This is a genomic window from Erwinia sp. TECH1, assembly GCF_054057575.1.
Genome location: NZ_JBSRZK010000001.1, coordinates 668,155 through 685,634, shown reverse-complemented (window position 1 = coordinate 685,634; position 17,480 = coordinate 668,155). Strand labels below are relative to the sequence as shown.

The window sequence follows — 17,480 nt, the reverse complement described above, 5'->3', positions numbered from 1 at the left end:
ATTATTTGTCAGCCTGAGCCAGGCTGCGGTGGGAAGCGAAAGGGACCAGGCAATTAGCCTGTTTTTTCGCCCCTAAAGCGCGACGGTAAAAAGCAAGAATTACTAATACACTTTATCGCGAACGGCGCTAAACTTACAGGGTGAAGACAAGACCCTGACGCCCGGCGTCAGATTTGTTACCTGATTGTGGAGTTGAATCATGAAAACCATCGCAATCGCCACCTTACTCGGACTCGCCCTTTCCACCCCCGCCCTTGCCGATACCGACTGTGGGCAGAGCGTAGCCAGCCAGGCGGCGAACAGCTACGTCTATGTAAACCGTATCGATTCGCCAACGGGACAGATGACGGACAAGCCTTTGGTGACGATCCCCGCTGCGCAACGACTGGCGCAGCAGCTGTGATCCCGTCTACAAATGACGTTTGAAAAATGCTGTCGTGGCTTCCAGCGCCGACGGCGTGATGCGATGCCCGATGCCCTGCTCCGTGAGAAACGTCAGCCCGGCATCGAGCTTCGCTTCTCTTAACGCTTTTTCCAGCCGCACGCTCTCTGCCACCGGTACCATCTCATCCGCTTCACCATGCCAAATCAGCAGCGGCCGATCGGCAATTTTCTCCAGCTGCCGACTGATATCATAATCCGCCAGCGGCGCCATTCGCTGAGCAAAAGCCTGCGCCTGCTCGGGCGTATGCACGGCCAGCGGCGGAAACAGCGTGTGGGACAGCGACATATAATAGCCCGACCCCATCAGGCAGGCGACGCTGGTAAAACAGGGGTAGCGCGCCATCGCGCCCAGCGCGGTCATGCCGCCCATTGAGGCACCCGCCGCCGCAAGGCGCGTACCCTCAATCAAATTCTGCTGCCGCAGCGAGGCTATAAGCTGCGGTACTTCATCAATATTGCTTTTCAGGATTTCCCAGAAGTGGGACAGGCGATATTCGCTATCGCCGTTATAGCGCGCGCCGTGCATATCCGCGTCGGGCAGGATCACGCGAAAGCCCGCCAGCGCCAGCGCCACGCCGAAATAGCTATAGACTTCTTTCGACGAGGTAAACCCGTGATAAAAAAGGATAGTAGGCAGCGGCTCGTCTCTTTTGCCTGTCGGCGCGGCGTGCAGGCATTCAATCCCCGCAAAAAATTCCGTACTGACTTCAATCATCACTTTCCCCTTAAGTCGTTGCGCTACAGGCTACAAATACAAATAGCCAGCTAATCATGCTGTTATTTGAGTTTATTGCTTATTTAATTGATCTGCATGCTGAAGCGCTCACTAAATATTTTCTTTTTCCAGCCGTTAACCGTTATGACCCCCCTCTTTTAATACAGGCTATTTTATGAAATTTCTCGCATTTGGGCGCTGGAGCCTCGGCGTTAAGCTGTCGGTAATAACCTCGCTAAGCGTAGCCGCATTATTTTTAGTTTTAACGCTGGCGCTGACCAATAACGCGTCGAATCAAATGCAGGCGTTAACGCTGGAAAATATGGAAAACCAGGTCGACGGCATCGGCGATATGGCCACCATGTTCAACAGCACGCTGAGTGAAGAAGTCGCTAACTATACCGCGCTTTTTCAAAGCTTTTTGCCGAAGCAGTTCTCCATCGATCCTGGCGAACGCGTAACGATTGGTGCCGAACAGGCGCCAGTCCTGCGTGCGGGGCTAAAAACGCTGAATCTGGACGAAAGCCTGGTGGATGATTTTCTGGCGCGCACCGGCGCTATCTCGACCGTTTTCGTGCGTACCGGCGACGATTTCCTGCGCGTGTCGACCTCGCTACGCAAAGAGAATGGCGAGCGTGCTATCGGCACCCGGCTGGATCGCGCCAGCCCAGCCTGGAAAATGGCGCAGCAGGGCCAGATCTTCCAGGGCGTTGCCATGCTGTTTGGCAAACGCTATATCACGCAGTATCAGCCGGTAAAAGACGCCAGCGGACAGGTGGTCGGCATTCTGTTTGTCGGCGTGGATATTACCAAACAGTACGCGTTGATTAGAGAAAAAGTGCTGGTGAAAAAGCTGGGCGAAAGCGGTCACTTCTCCGTGCTGAGCGATGCCGCAGGCAAAACACGCGGCCAGTATGTCTTCCATCCTGAACGCGAAGGCCAGCTGCCGGCCTGGCCGGAAGCCACCCGCCAGCTGCTGCTGAGCCAGACTTCTGGCAAGGTGGAAGTCAAAGACGCCAACGGCGAAACGCAGATCATGGCCTGGCATCATCTGCCAGACTGGCACTGGATAATTCTGGGCGAAGTCAATAAAGCCAGCCTGCTGGCGCCGATCCAACATACCCGCAATCTGTTCCTGACGCTGGGCGCCGCGCTGGTTGCGCTGTTCGCGCTGGGCTTTATCACCACCACGCATCGTTGGATAAGCAGGCCGCTACAGCAGGTCATCGAGCTGGCCGAGCACTACTCTGCCGGTAATTTGCAGGCCACGCTGGAAACCCGGCGCCATGATGAAGTGGGCAAGCTGATCGTCGCGATCAACGGTATCGGCGACGGGCTGGATCGTATCGTGTCTCAGGTTCGTGAAGCCGCTCAGGAGATCAGCAGCGGAACAGATGCTATCGCCTCCAGCAGCGAAAACATCAGCGAGCAGATCACGCGTCAGGCGGCCAGCGTGGAAGAAACCTCGGCCAGCATGGAGCAGCTGAGCGCTACCGTGGCGCAAAACGCCGCTAACGTTTCCCAGGCGTTGACGCTGGTAGGCGAAGCGGCGGCGGCGGTCGGTAAAGGCGGCGAAACGGTGACGCGTTCCGTGACGACCATGACCGATATCAAGAGCGCTTCACAGAGCATTGCCGATATTACTCAGGTGATTGAATCTATTGCTTTCCAGACCAATATCCTGGCGCTGAACGCCGCAGTGGAAGCGGCGCGCGCGGGCGAGCACGGTAAAGGCTTTGCGGTGGTGGCGGCGGAAGTCCGCGCGCTGGCGCAGCGCAGCGCCACGGCGGCCAAAGAGATTGACGGCCTGATTGAAAACTCACTCAGCAAAGTGGTACAGGGCCACAATCTGTCCGAGCAGACGCGCCAGTCAATGGAGGATATCGTTGGCCGTATCGAGCAGGTGAAAGTGCTGATGAGCGAAATCAACATTGCGTCTAAAGAGCAGTCGGCGGGCATTGGCCAGGTCAATATTGCCATGAACCAGATTGGCCAGGCGACGCACGAAAGCACCGAGCTGGTCGCCACCTCAGAGCTGACCGCGCAAGAGCTGAGCCGCAAAGGCCATCACCTGACCGCTCTGGTGCAGGTTTTCCGCGTCAAGGCATAAAGCATCGGGATAGCTTACACTTCAGGCAGTCCATCAAGAGGAGTGCTTATGTCCAGGTTATCCCTGTTTTTCGTGCTGCTGCTTACGGGCTGTAGCCTGACCCAAACCACGCCGCAGCCGCCCCCGCCGGTACAGGCGCAGGCGCAGGAGATCACGCGCGCGCAGAGCACGACGCTGACGCGGCTCGGCACCGTCAGCGTGTCGGTACGCGGCTCGCCAGATGATGCCGCGCGGGCTATTGCCGCTAAAGCCAACGAGGCGGGCGCGAAGTATTACGTCATCCAGATGGTCAGCGAAACGGTCATGCCGGGCCGCTGGTATTCAACGGCGGTGCTTTATGGGCCGTCAGCTAATGCCGGTGGCGCGCAGTAGCAAACGCTGACAGACTTTTTCCGACAGCGGCGCCGGCCCGCGCAGCTGTCGGCACCAGGCGTCGGCTATGCAGGGTTCCAGCTGCCTCATGACCTGCACGCCGCAGGCCAGGTTGAACAGGCTTTCGCAGATTGCACGCGCCTGGGCTTCCTGCGGATGGCGCAGCAGCAGCTTTAACTGGCGCCAGGCACCGTCGAAGTAGCGGCTTTGCCCTTTCACCGCCTCAAACTCTCTGGCCAGCAGCTCCATGGCGGCTGGCTGCTTACTCAGCACGCGCAATACGTCCAGGCACATCACGTTACCGGCACCTTCCCAGATGCTGTTAACCGGCATTTCACGATAGAGCCTCGGCAGCTCGCTCTCCTCGCAGTAGCCGATACCGCCCAGCATTTCCATCGCCTCCGCGACAAAGCTGATGCCGCGTCTGCACACCACGTATTTCGCCGCAGGCGTAAACAGTCGGCTGAAGAGTTTGCCCGCTTCACCGCTTTCCGCCGACCACGCGCCGGCCAGCCGCAGCAGCATCGCCGTCTGCCCTTCCAGCAGCAGGGCCTGCGAGCAGAGCTGCTGACGCATCAGCGGCTGATCGACCAGGCTTTTGCCCTGCACCTGACGCTGATGGCAATGATAAAGCGCAATGGAAAACGCGCGGCGCATCATCGCATGGCTCGCCAGCGCGCAGTCAAAACGGGTATAGCCGCCCATTTTTAAAATCTGCCGGACGCCTTCGCCCTCTTCGCCAATCAGCCAGCCGCTGGCCGCAAAGAACTCTGCTTCGCTGCTGGCATTGGATCGATTGCCCAGCTTGTCCTTCAGCCGCTCCAGATGCACGGCATTACGGCTGCCGTCCGGCAGCAGGCGCGGCAGGAAAAAGCAGGAAAGCCCGCCTTTGGCCTGCGCCAGCACCAGATGCGCATCGCTTTGTGGCACTGAAAAAAACCATTTATGGCCGGTGAGCCGGTATTCGCCGTTGCCCACGGGTTCGGCGCGTGTGGTGTTGCTCAGCACATCGGTGCCGCCCTGTTTTTCAGTCATGCCCATGCCGATAAGCAGCCCGCGCTTGTGCTCGCCCGGCTGCAAATGCGGATCGTAACGGTCGGAAAGCAGCGGCGTAAGCCAGCCGCTAAAAGGCGCAGGTAAATGGGATTTCAGCAGCGGAATAGCGCCGAAAGTCATGGTGACAGGGCAAAGCGTGCCCGCTTCCACCTGGGCGTGCAGGATAAAGCGGGCGGCCCGCGCGACAAAGGCTGCGGGCGGCGCATTCTCCTGCCACGGCAGGTTATGCACGCGGTTGCTGCACAGCCCCTGCATCAGCAGATGCCAGGCGGGATGAAAGCGCAGATCGTCCAGCCGTTCGCCTACAGCATCGTAGCGCAGCAGCTCCGGCGGATAGCTGTTGGCCAGCCTGCCCAGCTCTGACGACTCGGCGCTGCCCAGCTGCTGCCCGACGGACGCCAACAGATCGTTGTCCCAGCCCGCGCCTTCGCGCAGCACGGCCTCGCGCAGCGGCGTATCGGAAAGAAAAAGATTGCTGTTGGTCAGCGGACGGGGCTGATTAAAGACGTGGTGGGTACGGTTCATCCTGACCTCCTTCTGTAGGCACACACTCAGTATGCAAAAGAGGACGGCGCAGGCGAGGAGCAGAGAGGGATTTCGGGGCGCGGATCACGCCCCGGCGTGATTATTTCGCGCGCTGACGCACGGCCTCAAACAGGCAGATGCCGGTAGCGACCGATACGTTCAGCGAGGAAACGCTGCCCGCCATAGGAATGCTGATTAGCTCGTCGCAGTGTTCACGGGTCAGACGACGCATGCCTTCGCCTTCCGCGCCCATCACCAGCGCCATCGGGCCGGTCATTTTGCTCTGGTACAGCGTATGATCGGCTTCACCCGCCGTGCCGACGATCCAGACGTTGGCTTCCTGGAGCATACGCATCGTGCGCGCCAGGTTGGTGACGCGGATCAGCGGGACGTTTTCCGCCGCGCCGCTGGCCACTTTTTTCGCCGTGGCGTTCAGCTGAGCGGAGCGATCTTTCGGCACGATCACCGCATGAACGCCAGCCGCATCGGCGCTGCGCAGGCAGGCGCCCAGGTTATGCGGATCGGTTACGCCGTCCAGGATCAGCAGGAAAGGTTTCTCCAGCTTTTCCAGCAGATCCGGCAGATCGTTTTCCTGATACTGGCGGCCGGCTTTGACGCGCGCCACGATCCCCTGATGCACGCCGCCCTCGACCTGGCTGTCCAGCCACTGACGGCTGGCGACCTGGATCACGATGCCCTGCGCTTCCAGCGCCTTCACTACCGGCTGCAGACGGCGATCGTCACGGCCTTTAAGGATAAACACTTCCTGAAAGCGCTGCGGATCGCTGTCAAGCAGCGCCTGCACGGCATGGAGTCCAAAAACTATTTCACTCATTCACTGTTACTCAACTGGTCGTTACATGCCGCATCCGGGATGCGGCGAGGTTATGCGTCTGCCTGCCTTCAGGATGCGGGCGTATCGGTCTTTTTCGCGGCGCGTTTGGAACGCGTCGCGGCGGCGATTTTACGGCTTTTATCCGACGGCTTGCGCGGTTTTTTCTCGCTTTTCGCGCCGTCTGCCGCACCGGCCTTGCTTTTGCCGTTGCGGAAGGCGCTGTCCGGCTCGAAGTTCACCTTTTTGCCCTGGTCGCGACGGCGTTTGCCGCTGTGCTGGGCGGCGGGTTTCTTCGCCCGATCGCGCTCGGTTTTGCCTTCGCCACGCGGTTTGCGCGCGCTGGAAATCAGCGCGAAGTCAATTTTGCGCTCGTCCATATGCACCGCGTCCACGCGCACTTCAACCGTATCACCCAGGCGATAGGATTTGCCGCCGGACTCGCCAACCAGGCGCTGCCCGATGGCGTCAAAGCGGTAGTAGTCGTTGTCCAGCGTGGAAACATGCACCAGCCCGTCGATAAACAGATCGTTTAAGCGGACGAAGAAGCCGAAGCCGGTAACGCTGGAGATCACGCCGGTAAAGGTTTCGCCCACCTGATCCTGCATAAAGTCGCACTTCAGCCAGTCGGCTACGTCACGCGTCGCTTCGTCCGCACGGCGTTCGGTCATTGAGCAGTGCTGACCAAATTGCAGCATCTGCTGCATTTCATAGTGATAGCCACCGGTCGGCGTGGTGTTGCCCTGTAGCGTGTTGTTCTCTTTCGCCAGCAGATATTTGATAGCGCGATGCAGCAGCAGATCGGGATAACGACGGATCGGCGACGTAAAGTGCGCATAGGACGCCAGCGCCAGGCCGAAGTGGCCGCGGTTTTCCGGGTCGTATACCGCCTGCTTCATCGAGCGCAGCAGCATGGTTTGCAGCATTTCGGCATCGGGACGCGAAGAGATCTGCGTCAGCAGCTCGGCATAATCCAGCGGATGCGGCTTGTTGCCGCCGCCCAGCGTCAGGCCCAGCTCGTTCAGCACGGAACGGAAGCTTTTGATGTTTTCTTCACTTGGACGATCGTGATCGCGGAACAGCGCCGGCTCGTGGTTTTTCTCCACAAAGCGCGCTGAAGCGATGTTCGCCAGGATCATGCACTCTTCAATCAGCTTGTGGGCGTCGTTGCGCGCCACCTGCTCAACGCGCTCGATACGGCGATCGGCGTTGAAGATAAATTTGGCTTCGTCGGTTTCAAAGGAGATACCGCCGCGCTGCTCGCGCGCTTTTTCCAGCACCAGATACATGCGGTGCAGCTCTTCCAGATCCTTCACCAGCGGCTGGTACTGTTCGCGCAGCTCCTGATTGCCCTGCAGGATGCTCCAGACCTTGTTATAGGTCAGGCGCGCCCAGGAGTTCATGACCGCTTCGTAATGCTTGTAGCCGGTCAGCTTGCCGGTGGCGGAGATGGTCATTTCACAGACCATACAGAGGCGATCCACCTGCGGGTTCAGCGAGCAAAGCCCGTTGGACAGCACTTCCGGCAGCATTGGTACCACCTGCGACGGGAAATAGACCGAGGTGCCGCGGTTAACCGCTTCGTCATCCAGCGGCGTGCCGGGACGAACGTAATAGCTGACGTCGGCGATAGCTACCCATAAGCGCCAGCCGCCGCCGCGTTTTCTTTCGCAGAAGACGGCGTCATCAAAGTCGCGGGCGTCTTCGCCGTCAATGGTGACCAGCGGCAGATCGCGCAGATCTACGCGGCCCGCTTTGGCTTCTTCCGGCACTTCTTCCTTCAGCTGGGCGATCTGGCGCTCCAGCGCTTCCGGCCAGACGTGAGGAATATCGTGGGTACGCAGCGCCATTTCGACAGCCATGCCGGTACCCATATTGTCGCCGAGCACTTCCACCACTTTACCGATAGCCTTGCTGCGACGGGTAGGACGCTGCATCAGCTCCACCACCACCACATAGCCCATACGGGCGTTCATCAGCTCTTCCGGCGGGATCAGGATATCAAAGCTCAGGCGGCTGTCGTCCGGCACCACAAAGCCGACGCCGGCTTCGGTAAAGTAGCGGCCAACAATCTGGTTATTACGCGGCTCCAGCACGCGCACTACGCGCGCTTCACGGCGGCCTTTGCGATCGGCGCCCATTGCCTGGGCCAGGATCACATCGCCGTGCATACACATCTTCATCTGCTCGGCAGAGAGATAAAGATCGTCTTTGCTGCCCTCGGCACGCAAAAAGCCAAAGCCGTCGCGATGGCCGATAACCTTGCCGCGCAGCAGATCGAGACGCTCCGGCAGCGCATAGCACTGGCGACGAGTGAACACTAACTGTCCGTCGCGCTCCATCGCGCGCAGGCGGCGGCGCAGCGCTTCGGTTTGCTCTTCGCCAGAGATAGAAAGTTCATCCGCCAGCTCTTCACGGCTGGCGGGCTTTTCGCGTTTATCTAAATGGGAAAGGATAAATTCGCGGCTGGGAATGGGGTTCTCATATTTTTCAGCTTCCCGTTCCTTAAATGGATCTTTTGACATAGCGGTTCCTCCGTTGTCATCAGCTGCGGAAAGAGGGTTGCTCAATTCGCAGCAATTGGTAGAGCGGATGGTTGTCGGTAACCAAATCGGCCAGCGTGTAGCCGTCCAGCACGGCGAGAAAACACTGTACGGCCTCGTGCAGCGCCGTTTTCAGGCGGCAGGCCGGGGTGATGTGGCAAAAGTCACTGTGGCAGTTCACCAGCTGGAGCGGCTCCATATCGCGGACGACCTGGCCTATCACGATCTCGCTGGCCGGTTTACCCAACCGGATGCCGCCGTTTTTGCCCCGTACCGCAGCGACATAGCCTGCCCGACTCAGCTGATTGATAATCTTAACCATATGATTACGCGAGACGCCGTAAGCCCCGGTGACTTCCGTGATGCTGGTCATCCTGCCTGCGGGCAGCGCGGCCAGAAAAATCAGCGCGCGTAAACCATAATCAGTGAAACTTGTTAGCTGCACGGTTACCTCAACGGCACGGCGCTAAACGCGCCAGCAATCCGCTCAAAAATGAGTGTGTTGTCAATGATGATAAACCAGCCTTCGCATTCGAGGCCATTTTATTTCAGTAAGCGCTGATAAAGAGAGGGCGGGACGAGAGAGCGGGAGAGGAAATCAGGCCGGATATTGTCCGGCCTGGCTAACATCTTATGCGTCAAAAGGGTCACGCAGGATCATCGTCTCGCTACGGTCAGGACCGGTAGAGATGATGTCTACCGGCACGCCGGTCACTTCTTCAACGCGCTTGATATAGTTGCGCGCCGCCTGCGGCAGGCCTTCCAGCGTTTTCACGCCAAAGGTGGTTTCGCTCCAGCCCGGCAGGGTTTCATAAATCGGCTCAATGCCTTCCCAGCCTTCTGCTGCCAGCGGCGTGGTGGTCACTTCGCGGCCGTCCGGCATACGGTAAGCGACGCAGATTTTAACTTCTTTCAGGCCATCCAGCACGTCCAGCTTGGTCATGCAGAAACCAGACAGCGAGTTGATCTGCACCGCGCGACGCACGGCAACCGCATCCAGCCAGCCGGTACGACGACGACGGCCGGTAGTGGCGCCGAACTCGTTACCCTGCTTGCACAGGAATTCGCCGGTTTCGTCGAACAGCTCGGTCGGGAACGGGCCTGCGCCAACGCGGGTGGAATAGGCTTTCACGATGCCCAGCACGTAATCCACATAGCGTGGGCCCAGACCGGAACCTGTCGCTACGCCGCCTGCGGTGGTGTTAGAAGAAGTTACGTACGGATAGGTGCCGTGATCGATGTCCAGCAGCGTGCCCTGCGCGCCTTCAAACATGATCAGGTCACCGTTTTTACGCGCGCCGTCCAGCAGTTCGGAAACGTCCACCACCATGCCGGTCAGGATATCGGCAATGGCCATGATATCGTTCAGCACTTTGTCGTAGTCGACCGCTTCTTCTTTGTAGTAGTTCACCAGCTGGAAGTTATGGTACTCCATCACTTCTTTCAGCTTGGCCGCAAAGGTTTCTTTATTGAAAAGGTCGCCAACGCGCAGACCGCGACGGGCAACTTTGTCTTCATAGGCTGGGCCGATGCCGCGACCGGTGGTGCCGATCGCTTTGGCGCCGCGCGCTTTTTCACGCGCCACGTCCAGCGCGACGTGATATTCCAGGATCAGCGGACAGGCTTCGGAGATAAACAGGCGGTCGCGTACCGGAAAGCCGCGATCTTCCAGACCCTTCATCTCTTTCATCAGCGCGGCCGGTGAAAGCACCACACCGTTGCCGATGATGCTGGTTACGTTTTCACGCAGAATACCAGAGGGAATTAAATGGAGGACGGTTTTTTCACCGTTGATGACCAGCGTGTGGCCCGCGTTATGACCACCCTGATAGCGAACCACGTATTTCGCACGTTCGGTCAGCAGGTCAACAATCTTTCCTTTACCTTCGTCACCCCATTGGGTGCCCAGTACGACGACGTTCTTACCCATTTCTAAAATCACCGATTGCTTAAAAATGGATTCTACCACCGTAAAACACGTCTTTCAGCTCTTTTAGCACACGTTTGCGTACTTTTTTCCCCGTCGCGCGGTCCGGTGCCGACGGGCGCTTTTTCGTACCGTTATCCGCCGCCGTGGACGCTGACGCTATACCAGATCACCATGCCGGCGACCACCAGCCCGCCGCCGAAACGACGCAGTAATCGGTCGGGAACCTGCGCCATCGTGAGGATCAAACGCCGCCAGATACGCGGCAGCAGCATCGGGCCAATCCCTTCTAAAATCAGCACTAATGCCAGCGCTAACCAAACATTTGCATTCATAAATGACGATCCGGAAAAAAGAGCCGTAGTATGCCACGGCTTTTTACCGGTTTGGCCGGGAAAATGAAAGAAATCATGTTAAAGCGCTAAAACTGTATTCCCGCTTTCAGCCACCACGAGCTGGCGCTGCTGGCGTGCTCGCTGCGTTGCCCTGAACCGTTATAAAAGCGGGACGAAGGCGCAAACCAGGCGGCGCTGGCCTCTATTCGGATATGCGGCGATGCTCGCCAGCCCGCCACGATATCCAGCGCCGATCCCAGCTTTTTCGTGCTCAGACGATCGTATTTAGCCTGCAGCGCCGTACTGTTTTTGACCTGCTGGCCCAGGCGATCCTGACGGTAGTAATGGCCGATAACATCAAGCGAAAGACGGTCAGTGATATTCACACCCACGCCTGCGGTGAGGATATGGATATTGCTCAGTTCAGGATCGAGCGTGTCGCCATAGATTTTATATTTCGCCAGGCCGCCGAACCGGGCCTCGTTCCCCTGTAATCCGGTCTGTCGATAGCGCCTGGAAATGTTATCGCCATCGCGGTCGCCGCTGCCCCAGGCGTAGCCCAGCGTCAGCCGGGGACGTAACGCTATCTGTTTAAAGGTCAGCGTGACGCCGCCGTCCAGCGCATAGCCCCGCAGCGCCTGCCGCGCTTTTTGCCCGCGTACCGCGCCGATATCCAGCCAGTGGCTGACCGGTGCCTGCGGAGGCGACCAGGATCGCAGCCCCATGTTGAGCTGCCTGTCGCCTTCTGCGGCGCGATTATACTGCCAGAAGCTATAGCCGCCGACTCGCCACTGTGGGTTGATCCCGTAACGAGAAAACAGCATCAGCAGCGTGGTCTTATCGCCGCGCGTGTGGCTATCCAGCAGGTTTCGCTGCCAGTAATTGACGCGTCCCACGCCTACTGCCGTTTTTAGCGCATCGCCAAAGCGCGCATGGACGCCATCCACGTTTTCATCAACCAGCCATTCCCGCTCGTCGCGCAGCAGCCAGCGCCCCAGCCGCAGTTCGGTTTCCGGCAGCAGCAGGTTATCAACACGCAGCCAGAGCTGGTTGAAGTTCAGCGTATCGGTGGTATTGCCGCCGCTTCCCGTCTGGCGCTTTCGTTTCTGGATCAGCTCCAGCTCGCTGAAAAAAGAGACCGGCTCGTCTTTAAATCCCCGCACGTTCAGCCGCAGCGTCGGCTCGGTTTCTGTTTGATTGCTGCGATCTTCGCCATATCTGAGCTTGCTGTTCTGCAGCATTTTCGCCTCGTAAATCGCCCGCCAGTGAAAGCTGACCGGCTCTGCCTGCGCCTCGACCGGGTAAAAATGCGGCAATACTATAAGCACAAGCACGCCGCGCCGGATCATCAGCATCCTCTCCGTGCAGCCGCGTGCTTTAGCCGCGCCTCGCAAAGCGCCAGCAGACTGGCCGTTGTGTGGTGACGTTCAGGAAAGAGCAGGCTGATGGCGATATGGCGCGCCAGCGCCAGCGTGGTAAAAATGCTGATATTAGCGATATCCGCTGCGGCCGATCGCGCCAGCCAGGCCGCCAGAAAAGCATCTTCATGCACGGCCAGCGCTTTGTCGTCGCCGTAGTCCCGCAGCGCCTGCTCGCGCAGATGAGCGATATAGTTGCCTGCATCCAGCGATGGCGGCCCCAGGGCGGCAAGATCGAAATCCAGTACGGCAAGCTGTCCCGGCCGTGCGGCCGTCAGCAGCAGCTGGGCGGGATAGAAATCACGATGGAGAAAAAGGCCGGGCGTGGGGCTTAGCGCCAGCGCCAGCTGCTCACAGGCGCGGCTGACGTCGGCTATCCTGGCGGCCCATGCAGGGCGCGTCGTCGCGGCTTGTTTCAGCCGCTGCCGCAGCGTTTCCAGCTCGTCTTTTACCGACCAGCGCTTGCCCGCAACGGCCCGCTGCGCGGCGCGGCTGTGCTGTAGCCGGGCCAGCGCCGTGCCGACCAGCTCGCCCGTTGCCGCCAGCTGTTTATTATCCGGCGACAGCGCTTCGGTGACGCGCTCACCGGCGATATGCTGCTGGAGCCAGAGATTTTGCGCTTCGAGCACGGCCAGAGGCTCAGGCACGATAATATCGCTGTCACCGCTAAAACCGTTGCGCCACAGCGCCTGCTGGACAAGAAAACCATGCGGCTCGAACCCTTTATAACGGTATTTGCCAATAATGCTCAGTTCGTCCGGCGCTGACGTCCAGCGCCAGGCCAGCACTGCGCGACGACCGGGCTTGTGGGTAACGAGCGTAGCCTCCTCCAGCATGGCGGTGGCAGGCAATCCCAACGCCTGACGCAGCAACGGCGCTATGCGCGGCTTGCTCAGCAGCCCGGACAGCGCCGCTGCCGGATCGGCGGGCGGCTCGCTCTGGGTCATCAGCTGCCCGGCCCGCTGCAACAGCGCGGCGATATGCTGCGGCCAGCCCGCCATGCGCTTGCGAAACGGTTCAGCGGCCAGCTGCAACAGCGCCAGCGCCGTATAATCAGCCAGCAGCGGCGGCAGATGGCCGCGCTGCTGACGATATCCCTCATGTAGCGCGGCGACAATCCGCCTGGCCTGGTTTGGCGTCAGCGTTTTCTCAATGACCTGCAGTTCCAGCCTGGCCTGAAAAGCGGCCAGATCGACGGCGGGATGACCGGCTGTGGCTCTGTCCCAGTCAATCAACCGCAGCTGGCTCTCCACGGTGCGTTTGACCACCTGATCGACAGTGAAATCGCCGTGGATAACCACGCGCCGGAACAGGCGACCCGTCAGTTTTTTTGCCAATCCGGTTAACAGTGAGATAAATTTTTCTTGCTGGATGGGCGCCACAACCTTCAGCGTGTTCAGCACCTGCCATGCGTCCCTGATGCCGTCCGGCAGCGGCGCGTCTGGCAGCGATATTTTCAGGCTGTGCAGCCTGGCCAGTTTGCCTCCCAGCAGGAAAACATCCTGCTCCGTCAGGTTGCCGGCCTGCTCCACGCACAGCGTTTCCCCCTCAATCCAGCGGGCGATCAGCAATCGTTGCTCGGGCAGCGCCGCCAGCAGTTCAATTTCGCCGGTGGCGTGCCCCAGCCGGTTGCCTGTCAGCATTGCCTGATAACGTTCATCGCTGGCAAAACGCAGCGTGGCCCAGGGCCGACCGTTGCAGCGCAGCAGCGCCAGCAGCCTGCGTTCCGGCTTATAGCGCAGGATGTCCAGCTCAAGGCACGCCCCGTCGGCAATGTCAGGCAGCCAGCTGCGCAGCTGCGCGTCCCGCTCACGCGAGCCATTCAGCAAAGCGAGGCCGGGAAGCGCGCGATCGTGCTGTGGATAGCTCAGGATGATCCCCAGCTCGGGAATAGCCAGCGGGGCAAAAGGATCGCCGTTGTTAATGAGCTTTTGCCGTCTGGGATGCCGCCAGGAAACCTCGAAGCGCGTCAGCGTCAGCGCCTTGGCGGCCAGCCAGCGCCGCTGTCCGTCAGCGAACTGGAGGATCAGCGTTGCGACGCAGCTGGTGGCGGGTTTATAACGGATATAGTCGATTTTAAGCGAGCGCAGCCCGGCAAACGGCGGTAAAGCACGTATTTTTGCCGTCAGCAGATCTTCATCAAATAGCGCCGCCAGCCCCGGCAGGTCGCCGTCTTTCCCGATCGGTTCATGTTTATCCCGTAGCATAGGATACGTCCCTGTTGTTGCTTTGCTGTAGTGCCCACAGACAGGCGTAGCGCCCGCGCCTTTCCAACAGCAGCTCGTGCGTGCCCTGCTCAACGATTTCGCCCTCTTCCATTACGAGGATCCTCTGGGCTCGCGCGGCAAAGGAAAGGTTATGCGTTACGATAATCGTGGTGCGGCCAGCCATCAGCCGGGTCAGCGCGCCGGTCAACCGATGCTTGCTTTCGCAGTCCAGGCCCGTATCCGGCTCGTCCAGCAGCAGCACCGGGCTTTGCCTGACGGCGGCGCGTGTAATCGCGATACGCTGGCGCTGGCCGCCGGACAGCGAGTGTCCCCTTTCGCTGAGCACGGTGTTGTACCCCTGCGGCAGCCGCATAATAAACTCGTGCGCGCCTGCCAGCCTGGCGGCGGCGTAAACCTGTTCATCCGTCACGGCTTTCAGCGCCGCCATGGCAATATTTTCCCGAACGCTCAGGCCGAACAACAGGCTGTCCTGAGGCACATAGCTGATATTTTGCCGCACGCTTTTAATCGTACAGTGCCGAATATCCCGCCCGTCGAGCAGAATACGGCCCGCCTGCGGATCGTACAGCCGCAGCAGCAGGCTAAGCAGCGTGGATTTCCCCGTGCCGGAAGATCCGACAATAGCCAGCGACTCGCCGACGCCCAGGGAAAAGCTGATATGCCGCAGCGTGCCGTGCTGTTGCGAGGCCGAATAGCTAAAGCCGACGTCTTCGCAGCAGATTTCGCCGCGAACGCTGACCGTCTGCGCGTCCGGCCGATCGACAATTACCGGCCGGACATCCATCAGGCTGGTGACGCGCTCGCCTGCGGCCAGCGCTTTGGACAGGCGTCCGGCATATTTAGCGTACTCGCGCACGGGCCGAAATGAGTTTTTAAGGTAGGAGACAAAAATCAGCAAATCGCCGGGCGACATCCGGCTTTTCAATACTTCGCTTGCGCCATAATAGAGGACCGCTGCCGTGGCGAAAGCGATAATCAGATCGGCTTTGCGTTCCATGCCCGCCAGCAGGCGACGGGACTGTACGTTTTGCCGCAGGCTTTTTACGTCGTCAACCCCGAAACGGCCGGCGGCGACGGGCTCCAGCGACAGCGCCTGCACCACGCCTATCGCACCGAGAAATTCAGCGGCGCTGGCGGCCAGCGCCCCTTCCCGCTTGCGCTGATCGCGGCTGACTTTATGCACCTTCACGCTGGTGCGGCGAATGCTGAACAGCAGCAGCGGCATCAACAACAGCGACAGCAGCGTCAGTTTCCAGTTGATATAGAGCATCATGCCGAACATGCCGGTCAGGATCAGGATATTCGCCAGCATGGGCACCATCGCCGTAATCATCGCCTCGCGCAGCATGCCGATATCGTTGATCAGCCGCGTGGTGAGATCGCCGCTCTTCGCCTGATGATGAAAGCTTAACGACAGGCTTTGCAGATGACTGAACAGCGCCTGACGAAGCATGCTGATGATGCGATTGCCCGCCATCGCCAGGCCGACGGTGCTCAGGTAGCTCAGGCCGGCTTTGACGGCGGCAATCAGGATGACGCTGCCGGCGCAAAGCAACAGCAGACCCGCCGCGCTAAAATGGCCAACCAGCGTATTCAGCCTGCCCGTAACCGGCGCGCCAGGCTGCGCCAGCACCTCGTCGATAATAAAGGCCAGCGGCCACGGCTCCAGCAGGCGCATGCCCGTCGCCAGCAGCAGGAAAAGGAACGAACGCACGATTAAGCCGCGCTGCTGGCGAAGCCAGGGAGCGAAACGGGCAGCAATGGGCAGCCAGGGCAGAGACATTAGCTTGCGCTCCCGACAGGCATTTGCGCCAACCGCAGCGTCTCGCTGACTATTTTATCCCAGCTGTGATGCTCCGTGACGAAGCGTCGGGCGGCTACCCCCAGGCGCTGGCGCAGCAAAGGCTGGTCCACCAGCTGCCGAAGCAAAACGCAAAGCGCCGTGGCATCGCCCGGCTCTACCAGCATGCCCGTGACGCCGTGGTCAATCACTTCGGCAAGATGGCCGACCCGCGTTGCCACAACCGGCAGCTGCGCGGCCATATACTCATAGATTTTCAGCGGCGAAAAGTAGAAGTCCGCCAGCTGCGGATAGGGCGCGACGGCAATGTCTATCCTGTTCAGCCAGTCCGGCACCGTCGCCGGGCTAACGGCTCCGGCGAAAGCGACGCCGGAAATCGCTCTCGCCTGCACCGTTTTTTGCAGTTTCTGCCGCTGTGGCCCATCGCCAACAATCAATAGCCAGACGTCAGGACGCTGCAGCTGGAGCAGTACAAAAGCATCCAGCAGCGTTTCTACGTCGTGCCAGGCCTTAAGCGTGCCGACAAAGCCGATGGTTATCGCTCCCCAGCTGGTTTCCGGCTGTGGTGGCGCGATGGGAGGCCGAAAGCGCAACGGATCGACACCGTTAGCAATAATGTGGATGCGTTCAGCAGAACCGGCAAAGTCAGTCAGCCACTTTTTTACGCCGGGCGAAACGGCAATAACCACCGTCGCGCTGGCAAGTAGCTTTTTCAACACCGCCACGGCCTTCTTTTCTGCCACCAGCTCGCGGTAGCGTTTTTGTTCCTCAATCAGCGGCGCGTTGACTTCCAGCACCGTGCGCCAGCCCTGTCGGTGCGCATACGCCAGTCCGGCGAAGCTCCACAGGGAATAGCGTTCATAGACCAAATCGAACGGGCCTTCCGCCTGGAGCGCCTGCTCCAGCTGAGAATTAACGGCCAGCGCCGTTTCAACCCGCGTCAGCGCATTGTCCACCGCTGGCGGATCGAAGGGATCGAGCGAAACAAGTTTGATCCCTTGCAGATCGTCGGGCGGCGTGGCAATGCGACGAGCAAAAAGCACGATCTTCGCGCCCTGTCGGAGAAGCGCGCGCAGCACTTCCTGAATATGGACGGATGCACCCTTACAGCCAAAAACGGGGATCCCGCTATCTGCACAGATGAAAGCAACTCGCATAAATGAAAATCCTTTTT

14 protein-coding genes are annotated in these 17,480 nt (G+C 59.5%); 3 read left to right on the top strand and 11 right to left on the bottom strand.

Annotated elements, in window-relative coordinates; all coding sequences use genetic code 11:
* Positions 1 to 199: 199 nt before the first annotated feature.
* Positions 200 to 403 (top strand): hypothetical protein, encoded by a 204-nt coding sequence (locus tag ACVWZ0_RS03030; RefSeq protein ID WP_253455853.1) that lies wholly within the window; start codon positions 200 to 202, stop codon positions 401 to 403.
* Between the two features lie 6 nt (positions 404 to 409).
* Here the strand turns inward: ACVWZ0_RS03030 and yjfP are convergent, their stop codons facing one another.
* Positions 410 to 1,159 carry an esterase gene (yjfP, locus tag ACVWZ0_RS03025; RefSeq protein ID WP_253455855.1) on the bottom strand — a complete coding sequence of 250 codons (750 nt, stop codon included), beginning with the start codon at positions 1,157 to 1,159 and terminating at the stop codon, positions 410 to 412.
* Positions 1,160 to 1,334: 175 nt separating this feature from the next.
* Here yjfP and ACVWZ0_RS03020 point away from each other — a divergent pair, with 175 nt between their 5' ends.
* Both ACVWZ0_RS03020 and bsmA read left to right on the top strand, forming a co-directional pair.
* Positions 1,335 to 3,269 carry a methyl-accepting chemotaxis protein gene (locus ACVWZ0_RS03020; RefSeq protein ID WP_253455858.1) on the top strand — a complete coding sequence of 645 codons (1,935 nt, stop codon included), beginning with the start codon at positions 1,335 to 1,337 and terminating at the stop codon, positions 3,267 to 3,269.
* Between the two features lie 48 nt (positions 3,270 to 3,317).
* Positions 3,318 to 3,641: a biofilm peroxide resistance protein BsmA gene (gene bsmA / locus ACVWZ0_RS03015; RefSeq protein WP_253455860.1), complete on the top strand. Its 324-nt coding sequence runs from the start codon at positions 3,318 to 3,320 to the stop codon at positions 3,639 to 3,641.
* Here bsmA and ACVWZ0_RS03010 read toward each other — a convergent pair.
* The 10 genes from ACVWZ0_RS03010 to ACVWZ0_RS02965 form a co-directional block, all read right to left on the bottom strand.
* A complete protein-coding gene (locus ACVWZ0_RS03010) occupies positions 3,615 to 5,222 on the bottom strand; it encodes an isovaleryl-CoA dehydrogenase (RefSeq protein ID WP_253455862.1) in 1,608 nt (535 codons plus the stop codon). The two genes, bsmA and ACVWZ0_RS03010, sit on opposite strands and share 27 nt — an antisense overlap.
* A gap of 100 nt (positions 5,223 to 5,322) precedes the next feature.
* Positions 5,323 to 6,057 (bottom strand): 23S rRNA (guanosine(2251)-2'-O)-methyltransferase RlmB, encoded by a 735-nt coding sequence (gene rlmB, locus ACVWZ0_RS03005; RefSeq protein WP_253455864.1) that lies wholly within the window; start codon positions 6,055 to 6,057, stop codon positions 5,323 to 5,325.
* Between the two features lie 68 nt (positions 6,058 to 6,125).
* Positions 6,126 to 8,579 (bottom strand): ribonuclease R, encoded by a 2,454-nt coding sequence (rnr, locus tag ACVWZ0_RS03000; RefSeq protein WP_253455866.1) that lies wholly within the window; start codon positions 8,577 to 8,579, stop codon positions 6,126 to 6,128.
* A 19-nt stretch (positions 8,580 to 8,598) separates the two neighbouring features.
* Entirely contained in the window at positions 8,599 to 9,042 is a 444-nt protein-coding gene (nsrR, locus tag ACVWZ0_RS02995) for a nitric oxide-sensing transcriptional repressor NsrR (protein ID WP_253455868.1), read from the bottom strand.
* Between the two features lie 186 nt (positions 9,043 to 9,228).
* Entirely contained in the window at positions 9,229 to 10,527 is a 1,299-nt protein-coding gene (locus ACVWZ0_RS02990; protein ID WP_253455869.1) for an adenylosuccinate synthase, read from the bottom strand.
* 131 nt (positions 10,528 to 10,658) lie between these two features.
* Positions 10,659 to 10,859, bottom strand: a complete 201-nt coding sequence (locus tag ACVWZ0_RS02985; protein ID WP_253455871.1) for a DUF2065 domain-containing protein — start codon at positions 10,857 to 10,859, stop codon at positions 10,659 to 10,661.
* Between the two features lie 86 nt (positions 10,860 to 10,945).
* A complete protein-coding gene (locus ACVWZ0_RS02980; protein WP_253455873.1) occupies positions 10,946 to 12,187 on the bottom strand; it encodes an alginate export family protein in 1,242 nt (413 codons plus the stop codon).
* Between the two features lie 20 nt (positions 12,188 to 12,207).
* Positions 12,208 to 14,484, bottom strand: coding sequence for a phosphotransferase (locus tag ACVWZ0_RS02975; protein WP_253455876.1), 2,277 nt, complete (start codon positions 14,482 to 14,484; stop codon positions 12,208 to 12,210).
* Complete coding sequence (locus ACVWZ0_RS02970) at positions 14,471 to 16,288, bottom strand: ABC transporter ATP-binding protein (protein ID WP_253455879.1); 1,818 nt, start codon at positions 16,286 to 16,288, stop codon at positions 14,471 to 14,473. Before ACVWZ0_RS02970 ends, ACVWZ0_RS02975 begins: the two co-directional genes overlap by 14 nt.
* Positions 16,288 to 17,463, bottom strand: a complete 1,176-nt coding sequence (locus ACVWZ0_RS02965) for a glycosyltransferase family 4 protein (protein WP_253455881.1) — start codon at positions 17,461 to 17,463, stop codon at positions 16,288 to 16,290. The genes ACVWZ0_RS02970 and ACVWZ0_RS02965 overlap by 1 nt, the downstream gene beginning before the upstream one ends.
* Positions 17,464 to 17,480: the final 17 nt, after the last annotated feature.